Below are 16,525 nucleotides of genomic sequence, written 5' to 3'. Positions count from 1 at the left end.
TTGCGTCAACGCGCACGATCATCGTTCTTTCACGTACGGCACGCCGCCGGCCTTCGGCGGCACCGCCTTGCCGACGAATCCGGCGAGCAGCACCACGGTCAGGATATAGGGCAGCGCCTGGACGAACTGCACCGAGACCGTGCCGACGAACGGCAGCTGGACGCCCTGGATCCGGATCGACACGGCGTCGAGGAAGCCGAAGAGGAGGCACGCGCCCATCAGCGGCACCGGCCGCCATTTGGCGAAGATCAGCGCGGCGAGCGCGATATAGCCCTTGCCGGCGCTCATGTCGCGGTTGAAGCCGGCCGATTGCGCCAGCGCCAGATAGGTGCCGGCAAAGCCGGTGAGGACGCCGCAGATGATCACCGCGCGGTAGCGCAGCCAGGCGACCGAGATGCCGGCGGTGTCGACCGCCGCCGGGTTCTCGCCGACGGCGCGCATCCTCAGGCCGAAGCGGGTGCGGAAGAGCACGAACCAGGTCACCGGCACCATCAGGAAGGCGACGTAGACGAGCACGTTCTGGCCGGAGACGAGGTCGGTGAGGATCGGCCCGAGAACGGGGATGCCGCCGACGGCCTCGGCGCCGGGCAGGTCCCAGTCGCCGAAGCGCTCGGAGCCGCTGAGCGAAGGGGTGCGGCCGCCCTGGCCGTACCAGTTCTGCCCGAGCAGCACGGTGAGGCCGGCGGCGACGAAATTCAGCGCGACGCCCGAGACGATCTGGTTGCCGCGATAGGTGATCGAGGCCAGCCCATGCACCAGGGAGAAGAAGACGGCGGCGAGAATGCCGCAGCCGAGGCCGAGGACGGCGGAGCCGGTGAGGCTGGCGCCGACGGCAGAGAAGAAGGCCGAGATCAGCATCTTGCCCTCGAGGCCGATGTCGAAGATGCCGGCGCGCTCGGAATAGAGGCCGGCGAGCGCGGCAAACAGCAGCGGCGTCGACAGCCGGATGGCGGAATCGGCGATGTTGATGGCCATGCCGAGATCCATCACGGCGTCTCCCCGGTGGCCGGCACCGCGGCGGGCCGCAGCGCGATGCGGTGGTAGAAGGCGCCGACGCCCGGCCGGATCATGTTCTCCATCGCCCCGGCGAACAGGATCACCAGGCCCTGGATGATGACGATCATGTCGCGCGAGATGGCCGGCATGTCGAAGGCGAGTTCCGCCCCGCCCTGGTAGAGCACGCCGAACAGGAGGGCGGCGGGGATGATGCCGGCGGGATGGCCGCGCCCCATGAGCGCCACGGCGATGCCGACGAAGCCGGCGCCCTCGGGAAAGTCGATCTGCAGCCGGGCCTGGTCGCCCATGACAGGGTTCAGCGCCATCATGCCGGCCAAGCCCCCGGAGATCGCCATGGCGAGGACGATCAGCCGGACCTCGTTCATGCCGGCATAGCGCGCCGCTTGCGGTGCGTGGCCGAGCGTGCGCAACTCGTAGCCGAGCCGGGTGCGCCAGATCAGCACCCAGACGCCAAGCGCGGCCAGCAGGGCGACGAAGAAGACGACGTTCAGCGGCGCGCCGCCGAGGTCGAGGCCGAGCGCCTCGAACAGGGCCCCGAGTTTGGGCGCCTGCCCGCCCTCGGAAAAGGTCCGCGTCGCCGGCTGCATCGAGCCGGCGAGCTTCAGCGGCCCGACGAGCAGATAGTTCATCAGGCTGGCGGCGATGAAATTGAACATGATGGTGGTGATGACGATGTGGGCGCCGCGCCGCGCCTGCAGGATCGCCGGCAGAAAAGCCCAGAGCGCGCCGAAGGCGGCGGCCGAGACGATCGCCACCGGCAGCGTCACCCACCAGGGCGCGACATCGCCGAGCGACAGCGCGACGAGGGCGACGCCGAGGCCGCCGAGATAGGCCTGACCCTCGCCGCCGATGTTGAAGAGGCCCGCGTGGAAGGCAACCGCGACGGCCAGCCCCGTGAGGATGAAATTGGTGGTGTAGTAGAGGGTGAAACCGATCCCCTCGCCATAGCCGAAGGCGCCGCGCAGCATCAGCGTCGCGGCCTCCCAGGGCGATTCCCCGACGATGGCGACGACGATGCCCGCCACGGCGAAGGCCAGGGCGACGTTGAGCAGCGGGATCAGCCCGTAGTCGACGAGCGGCGGCAGTTTCGCATAGGGGCGACTCATGCCGCGCCGTCCTCGGAGGCATTGCGCAGGAGGTCGAGATGGCCGCGTTTGGTCAGCCGGAAGAAGGGGTTGTAGGCCAGTTCCCAGAGATGGCCGTCGGGATCGGCGAAATAGCCGGAATAGCCGCCCCAGAAGGCCGGCTCCGGCGGCTTGATCGCGCGCCCGCCAGCGTCCAGCGCCTGATCGTACAGCCGGTCGACGGCCTTTTCGCTCGCCATGTTGATCGCCAGCGCAATGCTCGGATAGGGCGCGTTGCCCTCGAGCGAGACGCCGACGTCCTTGGCCAGATCCTTGCGGCCGAACAGCGACAGCACCATCCGCTCTCCCTGCAGGAAGACGACGCTGGCATTGCCGGCAGCCGTGCGCACCCAGCCGAGCGCGACATAGAAGGCAGCGGCGCGTTCGAGATCGTCGACGGCCAGCGTCACCAGGCAGATCCGCGCGTCCTTCATGCCACCTCCTTCGCGTGCCCTTCGACACCCGCCATCAAAAGGCCGAGCTCGGCCTCGTCGGCACCGCTTTGCCGCTCGCCGACGATGCGGCCGTCGAACATGACCAGGATGCGGTCCGACAGAGCGCGGATCTCGTCGAGCTCCACGGAGACGAGCAGGATCGCCTTTCCCGCGTCGCGCATGGCGACGATGCGGCGGTGGATGAACTCGATCGCGCCAACGTCGACGCCGCGCGTCGGCTGGCCGATCAGGAGCACGGCGGGGTCGCGCTCCATCTCCCGCGCGAGCACGATCTTCTGCTGATTGCCGCCGGAAAAATTCGCCGTCTTCAGCCGGCAGTCGGGCGGGCGGATGTCGTAGGCCTCGATCTCGCGCCGCGCCGCGCGGCGCATGCTGCCGATGTCGAGCAGGCCGGAGCGGCCGTAGCGCGCATCCCCCTGGTAGCCGAGCATGGCGTTCTCGCACTCCTCGAAGGGCAGGACGAGGCCCATGTGGTGACGGTCCTCCGGCACGTGGCCAAGGCCGATGCGGCGCATGAAGGCAGGATCGCCCTCGCCGCTCGACGGGTCGAGCCGATGGCCGGCGACGTCGATGCGGCCGCTCTCGGCGCGGCGGATGCCGGCGATGGCTTCCAGGAGCTCCGACTGGCCGTTGCCGGCAACGCCCGCAATGCCGACGATCTCCCCGGCCCGCACCTCGAAGGAGACGTTTTTCGTCATCGCCACGCCGCGCCCGTCGCGCACGGTGAGGTCGCGCACGGCGAGCCGGACCTCGCGGGGCGAGGCCTTCGGCCGATCGACCGAGAGCAGAACGCGGCGGCCGACCATCAGCTCGGCGAGCTCGGCGACATTCGTCTCGGCGGTCGGGCGCGTCGCCACGATCTCGCCGCGGCGCATGACCGAGACCGTGTCGGTGACGGCCATGATCTCGCGCAGCTTGTGGGTGATGAGGATGATGGTTCGCCCCTCGTCGCGCAGCTGCCGCAGCACGGCGAAGAGCTGGTCGGCTTCGGCCGGGGTGAGCACGCCCGTCGGCTCGTCGAGGATCAGGATATCGGCGCGGCGGTAGAGGCTTTTCAGGATCTCGACCCGCTGCTGCAGGCCGACCGGCAGCTCGTCGACGATGGCATCGGGGTCGACGTCGAGCCCGTGCTCTGCTTCCAGCCGCTTCAGCTCCTTGCGCACGCGGGCGATGCCGGACGACAGGAAGCCCGACTGCTCGGCGCCCAGCATGACGTTCTCGACCACGGTGAAATTGTCGACCAGCATGAAATGCTGGTGGACCATGCCAATGCCGGCGGCGATCGCGGCGTTCGTATCGGCGATCTCGACCTTCTTGCCATCGACACGGATCTCGCCGGAATCGGCCTGGTAGAAGCCGTAGAGAATCGACATCAGCGTCGACTTGCCGGCGCCGTTCTCGCCGACGATGCCGTGGATCGTGCCCTTCTCGACCGTCAGGGAGATCTCGTGGTTCGCCCGGACGGCGCCAAAACTCTTGCAGATCCCGATCAGCTCGATGGCTGGCATATGAACTCTCGACGCTGTCCGACCGGGCAGAGCTTAGTCAGCCGGCGGCGGGATGACCAGTGCCCTGGCAGAGGAGGGATGGCAATCGCCCCTCGACAAGACGCAGTGCTTCATGGTCTCAGCTGCCCTTTCGCCGGTCCGGCACGTTTGCTCGCGCGACCGACGAGCGAGGGAGACCTGCCATGAACAACGCCCACCGCATCGACCAGCTGGAAAGCACGATCGCCCACCAGGGCCGCAGCATCGAGGAGCTCTCCGACATGGTGCGCGAGCAATGGCTGGCGATCGACCGCCTGCAGAAGGCGGTGCGCCAGATGCTCGACCGGGCGGAGGCCGCCGGCGACGGATCGGCGCCGGAGGTGACGAAGCCGCCGCATTACTGAGCCCGACGAGCGCAGCATTCCCGCGCGACGACGGTGAAGAAAGCCCGACACGGTAACGCGCTTCGTCTCCCCACCGGGGAGAAGTGCCCGGCAGGGCGATGAGGGGCGCCGAAGGCGAGCACCCTCTCCGGAAACGCGCTCTTCAGGAAGAGCTCTTCCTCACCCGCAAGCCGGCTTCGCCGCCCTCATCCCGCTGCCGCGACCTTCTCCCCGTCGGGGAGAAGAAACAGCGTCACCGCCGCTCCCGACCTTCGCCGCCGCATACTGCGCCTGAAGGCCGAAAGCTGTGTCCTCGCGCGATGACGATGAAGAGCGGGCGACTCGGCAAAGTGCTTCTTCTCCCCACCGGGGAGAAGTGCCCGGCAGGGCGATGAGGGGCACCGAAGGCGAGCACCCTCTCCGGAAAAGACCCGGGAAGAGCTTTTCCTCACCCGCAAGCCGGCTTCGCCGCCCCTCATCCCGCTGCCGCGACCTTCTCCCCGTCAGGGAGAAGAAGCGGCGCCGGCGTCGCGCTTCGCCTTCAACTCAATACGGGCAGGCGCTGTCGGCGCTGTAGTCGTGCACCTTGACCGTGCCGGCGACGATGTCGGCCTTGGCCTTCTCGACCGCCGCCTTCATCTCCGGCGTGATCAGCGCCTCGTTGTCCTTGTCGAGGGAGTAGCCGACGCCGTCTTCGGCAAGGCCCAGCGTTGTCGCGCCGGCGGTGAACTTGTCCTTGGCGGCGTCGTCGAAGGCCTGGAAGACGGCGTTGTCGACGCGCTTGACCATCGAGGTCAGGACATGGCCGGGATGCAGCGCATTCTGGTTGGAATCGACGCCGATGCCGAATTTTCCGGCGTCCGCGGCGGCCTGAAGGACGCCGATGCCAGTGCCGCCGGCGGCGTGGAAGATCACGTCCGCGCCCTGGTCGATCTGCGCCTTGGCGAGCTCGCCGCCGCGGACGGGATCGTTCCAGGCGGCGCCCGTCGTGCCGGTCATGTTCTCCACGACCTTGGCGTCCGGTTTCACCGACTTGACGCCGCCGGCATAGCCGCAGGCGAAGGTGCGGATCAGCGGGATGTCCATGCCGCCGACGAAGCCGACCGTGCCGCTCTCGGACTTCATCGCCGCCAGCACGCCGACGAGATAGGAGCCCTCCTCGGCCGAGAAGAGGACCGAGCGCACGTCCGGCAGGTCGACGACGGCGTCGATGATGACGAATTTCGTCTCCGGGAATTCCGTGGCGACCTTCTTGATCGCTTCCGCCTGGCTGAAGCCGACGCCGACGATCGGCGAGGCGCCGCGCTGGGCGAAGCGGCGCAGCGCCTGCTCGCGCTGCGAATCGTTCTGGATCTCGAAGTCGCGATATTCCGCGCCGGTCTCCTGCTTGAAGCGCTCGGCGCCGTTATAGGCGCTTTCGTTGAACGACTTGTCGAACTTGCCGCCGAGGTCGTAGACGACCGCCGGGCTGATCTCGGCGGCGGCAGCGGCAAGGCCGGTCAACAGGGTCGCGGCCAGAAGGGTCGTCGCAAAGGCTTTCATCGGTCTCGGCTCCTCGGTCGTCGGACGGGGCGGCGCAGGCAGGACAGCGGCGCCGCGGGATCATCGGCCGAAAGCCGGCCACACGCCTCGAAGACTGGCACGGCCGGCCTGAAACCGCATCAAGAATTTCCACGCTTGCACAGATTGCGGCCGCGCCGGCCCGCCTGCCGCCTTTGGCCTCAGACAGGGATCTCGCCGGCGAGCGGACAGGGGACGCCGGTGCCCTCCGCCGCGCGCTGGGCCTGCGGATTGCGCGCGAGATATTGCTGGTGCTCGGCCTCGGCAAGGTAGAATTCGCCCCGGTCGAGGATCTCGGTGGTGATCGTGCCGCCGTGGCCGGCCGCCGCCAGCGCTTCCTGGTAGGAGGCTCTGGCGGCATCGGCGACGGCGCGCTGGGCGTCGTTCGCGACAAAGAGAAGAGAGCGATACTGCGTGCCCATGGCGCTGCCCTGGCGCATGCCCTGCGTCGGATCATGGCTTTCGAAGAAGGTCTTCACCAAAGCCGCAAAGACGATGCGCGCGGGGTCGAAGACGACGCGCACGGCCTCGGCATGGCCGGTCTGGCCGGTGCAGACCTCCTGATAGGTCGGATTCGGCGTCGCCCCGCCGGCAAAGCCGACGGCGGTGGCGACGACGCCCGGCAGCGGCCAGAACAGGCGCTCGGCCGCCCAGAAGCCGCCGAGGCCGAAAACCGCCGTCTCGGTCCCTGCCGGAAACGGGCCGATCAGCGGCACGCCGCTGACCGCATGCGCGGCCGCGGTCGCGATCGGCTCGGCGCGCCCCGGCAGGGCCTCGCCGGCCGCCGGCAGCTTCATCTTGCGGTTGAACATGTCCAGAATATACATCGGCGTCTCCTGTCGAACCGGCACGGCGACCGGACCCTATCGCCATCCCGCCGCATGCACAGAGTTTCCCGAAGGCGCCCGCCCCGGGCGGGCGGGGCACGACTCCCTCAAGGCGTCAGGCGGCGGCCGCGGCGGCCCGGACGCCCTGCCGCCAGGAGCAGTAGCGCCAGGACGCCTGCCAGCACCGACATCGGCCAGGCGAGCACCCGCGCCAAAAGGCCGGCAGTGGCCGGCGACGTCCCGTCCGGCACGGTCGACGGCAGGCCGAGCCCGGCCAGCGCCTCCGACAGGGGCGTCAGCATCACCGCATCGTCGGCCAGCGAGCGGGCGATGTCGGCGACGCCGTAGACGAGGGCGACGGCCAGGAGAACGGCCCCGAGGCTGCGCATGAGAAAGCGGATCATAGATCTCCCGTCGTTTTTCCGGCAGGCCTTCTGCCGCATCCCGTCACAACAGAGCCGCCGCGGCACCGGCAAGAAGGCCGCCGTCACGCTCCCGGTCGGCCCGTCCTGCGGTGCAGCCCAATCCCGTGCCCCGCAGCGACGGGCGAGCCGTCACCGGCGCTTCCGACGCCGCGGCCCGGACCGCACCGCCCCTGATAGCGGCTTTCCCGGCGCCTGAGAACGCCCTGCCGGCCCTGCTGGCGCCGCACCGCTCAGAAGGGCAAGCCTCGCGCCAGTTTGACGCTTGTACCGCGACGGCGTTCTGACTATGGTCCGCGCCGACCGACTCGCCTGGCTTCCATAGCCCGGGCGGGGCCGTGACGCCTCATGGGACCTTAGTCCCGTCGAGACGCCGGATGGAGAGGTGGCCGAGTGGTTGAAGGCGCACGCCTGGAAAGTGTGTTTACGTGAAAGCGTAACGCGGGTTCGAATCCCGCTCTCTCCGCCATTCACCAGACCAATCCGGAATTCGCCTCCCCTGATGATCGCTGCCCGGTCGCCCACGGGTGTGCCATAGCCCGCGCGAGCCTGACGCCAGGAATGGCAGGGGGAGCCGAGGTGACTTGGCCCCGCGGATCGCAGAAGGCCGACCGTCGCGCACCCTCCAGGAGCCAGCAGGGCTTTGCCCGGCTCCGCCCCGGGGCCTGCGGGCATGCCGCCCGGCATCCCCGCATTACACTGCGTCACTTTCTTTAACCTCGATACAACATCTTTATTTTACTCAATAACGACAGTCGAAATTAAACAATTCCGACTGATGGCGGACCTTCTGCTCGCCTTAGGAGTGAAATTTGAAGATGTTTACTTCCCTTATGCGGCAAACCGCGATCGCAACGGCCATGCGCGCCTTCGGGGGAACGATGATCCTCGGCCTGTGCCTGGTCGTCGCGGTCGCCCTCTACGGCATCACGGCGGTCGGCATCGGCGGCGAGAACTACCAGAGGGTGATCGCCGGTAAGGATCTGGTGGCCGACATCCTGCCGCCGCCGGAATACATCATCGAGGCCTATCTCGAGGTCAATCTGCTGCAGAATGGCGCCGGCGACCGCGCCACGCACATCGCCCGCCTGGCCCAACTACGCCAGGATTTCGACCTGCGCCGGGCCTACTGGCAGGCTTCCGACATTCCGGCCGAGCTGAGGACCGCGCTGACCGAGGTGTCCAGCGGCGAGGCCGACCGCTTCTGGCCCGAAACCGAGACCGTCTTCCTCCCGGCGCTCGCCCGCGGCGACCGCTTCGCGTCCATGGCATCGTTCCGGAGGCTCGGAGAGATCTATGGCCAGCACCGCGCCGTCATCGACGGCATTGTCACGAAGGCGAATGCCTGGGCCGGGGACGTCGAGGCCGGCTCCAAGGCCGAAACGCTCGTTTTGACATGGGTGATCGCCGCCGTGGCCGCCCTGCTGCTGGTGATCGTGGCCGTCGCCCTCCAGCTCATTCGCGCCGGTATCGTGCGACCGGTGACCGACGTCGCGGCCTTGCTGTCGGTTCGGGCGGTATCCTCCCTGCAAAGCGAGGCGGCGACGCGGACGGAAACCAGCCTGGAAGCCAATCTCACCAGCCTGCGCGAAAAGCTCTACGCCCACGGCAAGCCGTATTGCGTCGGCGACCGGCTGTATTTCGGCGACTACCTCGTCAACGGCGCGAACGACATCGTCGACGAGGTGCAGCGGCTGCATGGCGGCACGGCGACGGTCTTCCTGCGCCAGACGCGCGTGGCCACGAACGTGCTGGGGCCGGACGGCGCCCGCGCCGTCGGCTCCGCTTTGGCTGTCGGCCCCGCTTTCACGGCCGTCCTGCAAGAGGGCCAGATGTATCGCGGCGAGGCCGAGATCTTTGACAGAACCTATGTCTCACTCTACGAGCCGATCGTCGACGGCAGCGCCGTCATCGGCATTCTCTATGTCGGCATTGCCAAGGAGACCCAGGCCGGCTCACCCAGCGCTGTGACAGCCTCGACTATGCGCAACGAGGTCGCGCAGATGCAGGCCATGCTGGGCGTTCTGGAGGCCGCGATGACGGCCAAGGACGCGGCCGAACAGGCGGCGATGGCCGAACGCCACCGCGCCACCGACCGCGCCCGGCGGGCCACCGCCGCCACCCAGTCGCAGGCCTCCGACCAGAAGCGCGTGGTGCTGGCTCTGTCGGACGCGCTGGAAAGCCTGGCCCGGACCGACCTCACCCACCGGATCGAATCCGATTTCCCCGCCGACTACGAGGATCTCAAGCGCAATTTTAGCGAGGCCGCGGCGATCCTGCGCGACACCATGCGAATCATCGGCGACCAGGCCGCGACGATCGTCACGGTCACCGGCGAGATCGCCGAGGCGACCGACGACCTGTCGCGCCGCACCGAGCAGCAGGCGGCAAGCCTCGAAGAGACGGCCGCCGCGCTGGATGAAATCACCGCGAATGTAAAGCGCACCGCCAACGGTGCCAACCGGGCGAGCGAGATCGTCGCGGTGACGCGGAGGGATGCCGAGCGCTCGGGCGAGGTCGCCCGGAACGCGGTGGAGGCCATGACCGGCATCCTGGACTCTTCGCAGAGGATCGGCAGCATCATCGGCGTCATCGACGAGATCGCCTTCCAGACCAATCTCCTGGCGCTCAATGCCGGCGTCGAGGCGGCGCGGGCGGGAGAGGCAGGCCGCGGCTTTGCGGTCGTCGCGCAGGAGGTGCGGGGCTTGGCTCAGCGCTCGGCCGAGGCGGCCAAGGAGATCAAGACGCTGATCGCCGCCTCCGGCCAGCACGTCAACGAGGGCGTCCGGCTCGTCGGCGAGACCGGCGATGTGCTGCAGCAGATTTCTGGGCGCGTCGCCGAGATCAGCACCATCATTGGCAGCATCGCCGCGGCGACGAACGAGCAGGCGACGGGGCTCGGCGAGGTCAACATCGCCGTCAACCAGATGGATCAGCTCACCCAGCAGAACGCTGCCATGGTGGAGCAGTCGGCCGCAGCCGGCCAGGACCTCACCAAGCAGGCGAAGGAGCTGGCGCGGCTGATCGGCCGCTTCCAGACCGAGTCCGCCCCCGCCCGTCGGACAGGGTCGAGGGCGGACGGGGCGTCCGCCGGCAGGTCCCGGGAGGCGCGCCGCGTCGCCTGACGGCCGACGGCTCTCAGTCGCCGCCGCCCGCTCTGCCGAAACCGCCCGATGTCGGCGTCGTGACGATCACCGCCTCGCCGGCCTTTAGAACGGTCTGGTCGCAGGCCGCCAGCGTCTCCACCGTGCCGTCGCCGCGGCGCACCTCGGTGCGGCCCATCGCGCCGTCGCCGCCGCCATGGATGCCGCGCGGCGGCAAGGTGCGGTGGGAGGAGAGGATGGCGCAGTCCATTTCCTGGAGGAAGCGGATGGTGCGGCTGGTGCCGTCGCCGGCGCGCCTGTCGCCCGCGCCGCCCGAATCCTTGCGGATGTGAAAGTCCTCGAGCACGACGGGGTAGCGCATTTCGAGGATTTCGGGGTCGGTCAGGCGCGAATTGGTCATGTGCACATGCACGCCGGAGGTGCCGGCAAAGCTTCGGCCGCCGTTCATCCGGCCGGCCGGCGAGCCCGAGCAGATGGTCTCGTAATACTGGTAGCGACTGTCGCCGAAGGTGAGGTTGTTCATCGTCCCCTGCGCGTTCGCCAGCGCACCGAAGGCGCCGAACAGGGCGTTGGTGACGTGCTGCGAGGTCTCGACATTGCCGGCGACGACGGCGGCGGGATAGCGCGGCTTCAGCATCGAGCCCTCGGGCACGACGATGTTGATCGGCCGGAGGCACCCGGCATTCATCGGTATCGGCTTTTCCACCATGACGCGGAAGACGTAGAGCACGGCCGCCCGCGTCACCGGCTCGGGCGCGTTGAAATTGTTTCCCATCATCGCCGACGTGCCGGTGAAGTCGACGGTCGCCTCGCGCTTTTCGCGGTCGACGGTGATCGCCACCTTGATCACCTGGCCGGTATCGGTCGGGTATTCGTAGGAACAATCCTCCAGCCCGTCGATCAGCTGGCGCACGGCCTCGGCGGCATTGTCCTGGACGAAGCCCATATAGGCCTGCGCCGTGTCGAGCCCGAAAGCCTCGACCATGGCGGCGAGTTCCGCCACGCCCTTTTCGTTGGCGGCGATCTGCGCCTTGAGGTCGGCGATGTTCTGCTCGGGATTGCGGGCGGGGTATTGATGCTCGGTGAGGACGCGGCGCAGCTCGTCCTCCTGGAAGACGCCGTCGTCGACGAGCTTCAGATTGTCGATGAGCACGCCCTCCTCGTCGACGGTCGTCGCCCGGGGGGTCATCGAACCCGGCGCGATGCCGCCGACATCGGCGTGGTGGCCGCGCGAGGCGACGTAGAAGAGAAGATTTTCCGCCGCCGCATCGAAGACGGGAGTGACGACGGTGATGTCCGGCAGATGCGTGCCGCCGTTGTAGGGCGCGTTGAGGGCATAGACGTCGCCGGGGCGGATCTTTCCTTCGTTCTGCGCGATGATGGTCTCGACCGAGCGGTCCATGGAGCCGAGATGCACCGGCATATGCGGCGCATTGGCGACGAGCGCGCCGGTGGCATCGAAGACGGCGCAGGAGAAGTCGAGCCGCTCCTTGATGTTCACCGAGGAGGCGGTGTTCTGCAGCGTCACGCCCATCTGCTCGGCGATCGACATGAACAGGTTGTTGAAGACCTCGAGCAGCACCGGATCGGCGCCGCCCTCGCCCGTCCCCGCCTTGCCGGTGCCGAGCGCCGAATGACGCAGCTTCTTTTCGGTCCGGACGAGGAGGACGTCGTCGAGGCCGGTAATCGACGCGGACCAGCCGGGTTCGACGACGATGGTCTGGTTCGGCTCGACGATCAGCGCCGGCCCGGCGATGCGGGCGCCGAGGCCGAGATTCTCGCGGCGGAAGACGGCGGCGTCGCGCGCCTTTCCGCCGGTGAAGATCGAGACGCTCTCCTCGCTCACGGCGTCATGGGCGTCGAAGCGGCTCACCGCGACGGGCGACGGCGCGGCGCGGCGTTCGGCCGCCTCGACCGAGACGTTCTCGACGACGATCGGCCTGTTGTCGTAGACGAAGCCGAACTGCGCCTTGTGGCCGGCCTCGAACGACGTGCGCGCCGCGGCGAGATCGCCGGCGAAGGGCACGGGCAGCGTCGTGTCGGTGCCGTCATAGCGCAGTTGCAGGATGACGTCGCAGTCGAGATTTTCCGCCGCGACGCCTTGGGAGGCCAGCTCCGCCGAGACGCTGGCCGACAGTTCCGCCGCAAGCCCTTCGATCGCTTCGCGCGACGCCTCCTCGAGCGGGGCGACGAGCGCCTGGCTGCGGGTCGAGAACAGCGAGGACAGGCCGATGCCATAGGCCGACAGGAGGCCCGACATCGGATGGATGAGGACGCTCTCCATCGCCAGGGCGTCGGCGACCATGCAGGCATGCTGGCCGCCGGCGCCTCCGAAGGAGTTCAGCAGATAGCGCGAGACGTCGTAACCGCGCTGCACCGAGATCTTCTTGATGGCGTTGGCCATGTTCTCGACGGCGATGGTGAGAAAACCCTCGGCGACCTGCCGGCCATCGCGGCCGTCGCCGATCTCGGCGGCGAGCGCGGCAAACTTTTCAGCGACCACCGCGGCGTCGAGCCGCTGGTCGCGGCCGGGGCCGAAGACGGCGGGGAAGAGCTCGGGCTTCAGCTTGCCGACCATGACATTGGCGTCGGTGACGGTCAGCGGCCCGCCCTTGCCGTAGGCGGCGGGACCGGGATGGGCGCCGGCCGAATCCGGACCGACCTGGAAGCGGCCCTGGTCGAGATGCAGGATCGAGCCGCCGCCGGCGGCGACCGTGTGGATGCGCATCATCGGCGCGCGAATGCGCACGCCCGCGACCTCGGAATCCAGCACCCGCTCGTAGGCGCCGGCATAATGGGTGACGTCGGTCGAGGTGCCGCCCATGTCGAAGCCGATGACCTTGGCATGGCCGGCGAGCTTGGCTGTCTCGGCCATGCCGACGACGCCGCCGGCCGGGCCGGACAGGATCGCGTCCTTGCCCTGGAAGAGCTCGGCGGCGGTGAGGCCGCCCGAGGACATCATGAACTGCAGCGAGGGCGCGTCCGTGTCGCCGGCATCGGCGCCGAGCGCCTTGGCGACGCGCGAGACGTAGCGCGACAGGATCGGCGTCAGATAGGCGTCGACCACCGTGGTATCGCCGCGGCCGACGATCTTCACCAGGGGCGAGACCGCGTGGCTGACCGAGATCTGGGTGAAGCCGGCGATCTCGGCGAGATGCCGGGCGCGCTCTTCGTGGGCGGGATAGCGCCAGGCATGCATGAAGACGATGGCGATGGAATCGATGCCGTCGGCCCGCGCCGCCGCCAGGGCCTTTCGCACGCCGTCGTCGTCGAGGGCCTTTTCGACGGTGCCGTCCGCCAGCACCCGCTCCTCGGCTTCGGCTACCCGCTCGTAGAGCTGCTCGGGCAGCAGGATTTCCTTGGCAAAAATGTCCGGCCGCGCCTGGTAGGCGATCTTCAGCGCATCGCGGAAGCCTGATGTGATCAGGAGCAGCGTCCGGTCGCCCTTGCGCTCGAGCAGGGCATTGGTCGCGACCGTCGTGCCCATGCGTACCGTGCCGATGCGGCCGGGCGGAAAAGGCTCGCCGACGCTCAGGCCGAGGAGTTCCCTTATGCCCTGCAGCGCCGCGTCGTCGTAGACGCCGGGATTTTCCGACAGGAGCTTCATCGGCGTCAGCGCGCCGTCGGGCGAGCGGCCGATGATGTCGGTGAAGGTGCCGCCGCGGTCGATCCAAAAATCCCACTTGCCGGGCATCGCCCCTGCCGTCCGGTCGATGTCACCGGATGTCTCGCCTGTCGCTGCTGGCTGCATGGTCGGAACTCCGCGCTTCGGTTTTCGTCTATAATTTACCGGCAGATTATCAGCGTATTTGACCCAGTGCAAATTCCATGGGAGTCTTTACCGGTGCTGCGAACGAGCCTGTCGCGCGATCCCCCGGTGGTTTCCGCAAGCTGGGGGAGCGCTCGCCGAGCGCGACCCGCGCCGATCGCGCTGGCAGCCATATTTTGGGAGGACAGGATGGCGAAAGACGAGAGCCCGATGCCGACTCCCCTCGGGCCGATCGTCTCGTCGGCGCATCTGGCCGACGGGGCGGTGCCCGCGCTGTCGGAGGTCGAATTCGGCATGATCCTCGCCAGCCACGCCTTCGAGCGCTGGATGGTGCGCTGCATGACCGCCGCCGGCCAGCCCGGCCTGACCGCGACGGAGATCATGGTGCTCCACACCGTCACCCACCGCGGCAAGCCCAAGCGCCTCGCCGACATCTGCCTCGTCCTCGGCATCGAGGACACGCATCTGGCGACCTATGCGATAAAGAAGCTGGAGGCGAAGGGCCTCGTCGAGCGCGAGAAATCCGGCAAGGAGCGACTGGTCCAGGTGACGGCGGAAGGCGAGGCGGTGTGCAAGCGCTACCGGGACCTGCGCGAAGCCATCCTGGTCGCCGGCACGCGCGAACTCGGTGTGTCGCCGGAGGCGATGTCGAACGTCGCGCATCTGCTGCGGGTTCTGTCGGGGCACTACGATCAAGCGGCGCGGACGGCGGCGAGTCTGTAGGCGGGGCGACGGTCTGGGGCCGCGCAAAGCACCCCCCTCTGGCCTGCCGGCCATCTCCCCCTCAAGGGGGGAGATCGGGCGCCTTGAGATTCCCGCTTGTTCTGAAACATTCTTAGTCCGCGGCCGTCTCCATCGAGCCGATCTCCCCCCTTGAGGGGGAGATGCCCGGCAGGGCAGAGGGGGGTGAACGCAGACCGCCAGGGTCAAACAAACTGCTCGAATCGCCCCCGCTTCAGCCCCGCACCCCGAGCCCCAGCGCCCCGGCGATCCTCTCCACCATCTCCGCTACCGGCAGGCGTGCATCCACTCGGATGACCCGCTCGTCGGCATCCGGCTGTTCCAGTGTCGCCAGCTGGCTGTCGAGAAGGCTCGGCGGCATGTAGTGGCCCTTGCGGCCGGCGAGCCGGCCTTCGATGGTCGCGCGGTCGATCTCGAGCAGCACGGTGACGAGGTCCGGCGCGCCCAGGCGCAGACGGTCGCGGTAGCGCCGGCGCAGCGCCGAGCAGGCGAGCGCCACCGGCTCGCCTTTTGCCGTCTCGTTGGCGAGGAGGTCGGCGAGGCGCGCCAGCCAGGGCGCGCGGTCGGCATCGTCGAGCGGAATGCCGGCCGCCATCTTGGCGACGTTCTCATCCGGGTGAAAACTGTCGGCATCGAAGAAGCGAAAGCCGAGACGGTCGCGCAGCGCCTCGCCGAGCGTCGTCTTGCCGCTGCCGGAGACGCCCATCAGCACCAGCGGCGGCGTGCGTTCGCCGGCCTTGCCGGAGTCGCCGGTCGACGCGGCAGAGCCCGCGCCCCCCTCAGAGCGTGGCAAGGACGCCGCCGTCGACATAGAGGATCTGCCCGTTGACGAAGCTCGCCGCATCCGAGGCGAGAAAGATCGCAGCGCCCTGCAGTTCCTCGACCTTGCCCCAGCGCCCGGCGGGCGTGCGCGTCTTCAGCCAGCTGTCGAAGACGGGGTCGTCGATCAGCGCCTGGTTCAGCGGCGTCTCGAAATAGCCGGGGGCGATGGCGTTGATCTGCAGGCCGTGGCGGGCCCAGTCGGTGCACATGCCCTTGGTGAGGTTCTTCACCGCTCCCTTGCTCGCCGTGTAGGGCGCGATCGAATAGCGCGCCGCCTCGCTCTGGAGGCTGGCGATGTTGATGATCTTGCCGCGGCGGCGCCCGATCATGTGGCGGGCGACGGCCTGGCCGACGAAGAACACCGAATCGACATTCGTGCGCATCACCTCGCGCCAGGTCTCGACGGCGAAATCCTCGAGCGGCGCGCGGCGCTGGATGCCGGCATTGTTGACGAGGATGTCGATCGGCCCGACGCCGGCCTCGATGCCCGCGACGGCGGCGGAGACCGCGTCGGGGTCGGTGACGTCGAAGACCGCGGTCGAGACCCCCAGCCCGCGGTCCGACAGGGTCGCGGCGGCGCGCTCCAGCTTGTCCTCGTCGCGGCCGTTGAGGACGACGTGGGCGCCGGCGCGGGCGAGACCTTCGGCGAGCGAGAAGCCGATGCCCTGGCCGGAGCCGGTGACGAGGGCGGTCCTGCCGCCGAGATCGAAGAGTTTCAGGCTCATGGTCTTCCGTTTCCCCCCGGGAATTGCGCTCCGCCGAGGCCGGATGCGAAATTCGATGCCGTCGTTTGCCGTCGTCAGGACAGGCCCCG

The 16,525-nt window shown here is 68.5% G+C and carries 13 protein-coding genes and 1 tRNA gene; 4 read left to right on the top strand and 10 right to left on the bottom strand.

The window, feature by feature from the left end; genetic code table 11:
• Window positions 1-18: 18 nt before the first annotated feature.
• Genes IEX88_RS02595 through IEX88_RS02580 form a run of 4 tightly spaced genes read right to left on the bottom strand, consistent with a single transcriptional unit; the run spans window position 19 to window position 4,104 of the window.
• Window positions 19-987: an ABC transporter permease gene (locus IEX88_RS02595; protein ID WP_188848981.1), complete on the bottom strand. Its 969-nt coding sequence runs from the start codon at window positions 985-987 to the stop codon at window positions 19-21.
• On the bottom strand, window positions 987-2,123 hold the full coding sequence (locus tag IEX88_RS02590; RefSeq protein ID WP_188848980.1) for an ABC transporter permease: 1,137 nt from the start codon (window positions 2,121-2,123) through the stop codon (window positions 987-989). Before IEX88_RS02590 ends, IEX88_RS02595 begins: the two co-directional genes overlap by 1 nt.
• Complete coding sequence (locus IEX88_RS02585) at window positions 2,120-2,575, bottom strand: VOC family protein (RefSeq protein WP_188848979.1); 456 nt, start codon at window positions 2,573-2,575, stop codon at window positions 2,120-2,122. Before IEX88_RS02585 ends, IEX88_RS02590 begins: the two co-directional genes overlap by 4 nt.
• A complete protein-coding gene (locus tag IEX88_RS02580) occupies window positions 2,572-4,104 on the bottom strand; it encodes an ABC transporter ATP-binding protein (protein WP_188848978.1) in 1,533 nt (510 codons plus the stop codon). Before IEX88_RS02580 ends, IEX88_RS02585 begins: the two co-directional genes overlap by 4 nt.
• A gap of 182 nt (window positions 4,105-4,286) precedes the next feature.
• Here IEX88_RS02580 and IEX88_RS02575 point away from each other — a divergent pair, with 182 nt between their 5' ends.
• Window positions 4,287-4,487, top strand: a complete 201-nt coding sequence (locus IEX88_RS02575) for a SlyX family protein (RefSeq protein ID WP_188848977.1) — start codon at window positions 4,287-4,289, stop codon at window positions 4,485-4,487.
• 525 nt (window positions 4,488-5,012) lie between these two features.
• Here the strand turns inward: IEX88_RS02575 and IEX88_RS02570 are convergent.
• From IEX88_RS02570 to IEX88_RS02560, 3 genes are all read right to left on the bottom strand, one after another.
• Window positions 5,013-6,008: a BMP family lipoprotein gene (locus IEX88_RS02570; protein ID WP_188848976.1), complete on the bottom strand. Its 996-nt coding sequence runs from the start codon at window positions 6,006-6,008 to the stop codon at window positions 5,013-5,015.
• Between the two features lie 179 nt (window positions 6,009-6,187).
• Window positions 6,188-6,853 (bottom strand): peptide-methionine (S)-S-oxide reductase MsrA, encoded by a 666-nt coding sequence (gene msrA, locus IEX88_RS02565; RefSeq protein WP_188848975.1) that lies wholly within the window; start codon window positions 6,851-6,853, stop codon window positions 6,188-6,190.
• Window positions 6,854-6,960: 107 nt separating this feature from the next.
• Window positions 6,961-7,257, bottom strand: a complete 297-nt coding sequence (locus IEX88_RS02560) for a hypothetical protein (protein ID WP_188848974.1) — start codon at window positions 7,255-7,257, stop codon at window positions 6,961-6,963.
• A 397-nt stretch (window positions 7,258-7,654) separates the two neighbouring features.
• On the opposite strand from IEX88_RS02560, the gene IEX88_RS02555 reads away from it, so the two are divergent.
• Both IEX88_RS02555 and IEX88_RS26755 read left to right on the top strand, forming a co-directional pair.
• A tRNA-Ser gene (locus IEX88_RS02555) sits at window positions 7,655-7,744 on the top strand.
• Between the two features lie 349 nt (window positions 7,745-8,093).
• Window positions 8,094-10,400: a methyl-accepting chemotaxis protein gene (locus tag IEX88_RS26755; protein WP_244639772.1), complete on the top strand. Its 2,307-nt coding sequence runs from the start codon at window positions 8,094-8,096 to the stop codon at window positions 10,398-10,400.
• A gap of 13 nt (window positions 10,401-10,413) precedes the next feature.
• Here IEX88_RS26755 and IEX88_RS02545 read toward each other — a convergent pair whose 3' ends face one another.
• Window positions 10,414-14,073, bottom strand: a complete 3,660-nt coding sequence (locus IEX88_RS02545; protein ID WP_188849289.1) for a hydantoinase B/oxoprolinase family protein — start codon at window positions 14,071-14,073, stop codon at window positions 10,414-10,416.
• Between the two features lie 285 nt (window positions 14,074-14,358).
• Here IEX88_RS02545 and IEX88_RS02540 point away from each other — a divergent pair, with 285 nt between their 5' ends.
• Window positions 14,359-14,871, top strand: a complete 513-nt coding sequence (locus IEX88_RS02540) for a winged helix DNA-binding protein (protein ID WP_244639770.1) — start codon at window positions 14,359-14,361, stop codon at window positions 14,869-14,871.
• A 232-nt stretch (window positions 14,872-15,103) separates the two neighbouring features.
• Here the strand turns inward: IEX88_RS02540 and IEX88_RS02535 are convergent, their stop codons facing one another.
• Both IEX88_RS02535 and IEX88_RS02530 read right to left on the bottom strand, forming a co-directional pair.
• A complete protein-coding gene (locus tag IEX88_RS02535; RefSeq protein ID WP_244639769.1) occupies window positions 15,104-15,682 on the bottom strand; it encodes a gluconokinase in 579 nt (192 codons plus the stop codon).
• Complete coding sequence (locus IEX88_RS02530) at window positions 15,669-16,436, bottom strand: SDR family oxidoreductase (RefSeq protein ID WP_188848971.1); 768 nt, start codon at window positions 16,434-16,436, stop codon at window positions 15,669-15,671. Before IEX88_RS02530 ends, IEX88_RS02535 begins: the two co-directional genes overlap by 14 nt.
• Window positions 16,437-16,525: the final 89 nt, after the last annotated feature.

Origin of the sequence: Aureimonas glaciei, from assembly GCF_014643375.1 — a bacterium.
In the GTDB taxonomy this organism is placed as follows: Bacteria; Pseudomonadota; Alphaproteobacteria; order Rhizobiales; family Rhizobiaceae; genus Plantimonas; species Plantimonas glaciei.
Note: the sequence above shows the minus strand (reverse complement) of the source record. Positions and strands in the feature narration are given on the sequence as shown.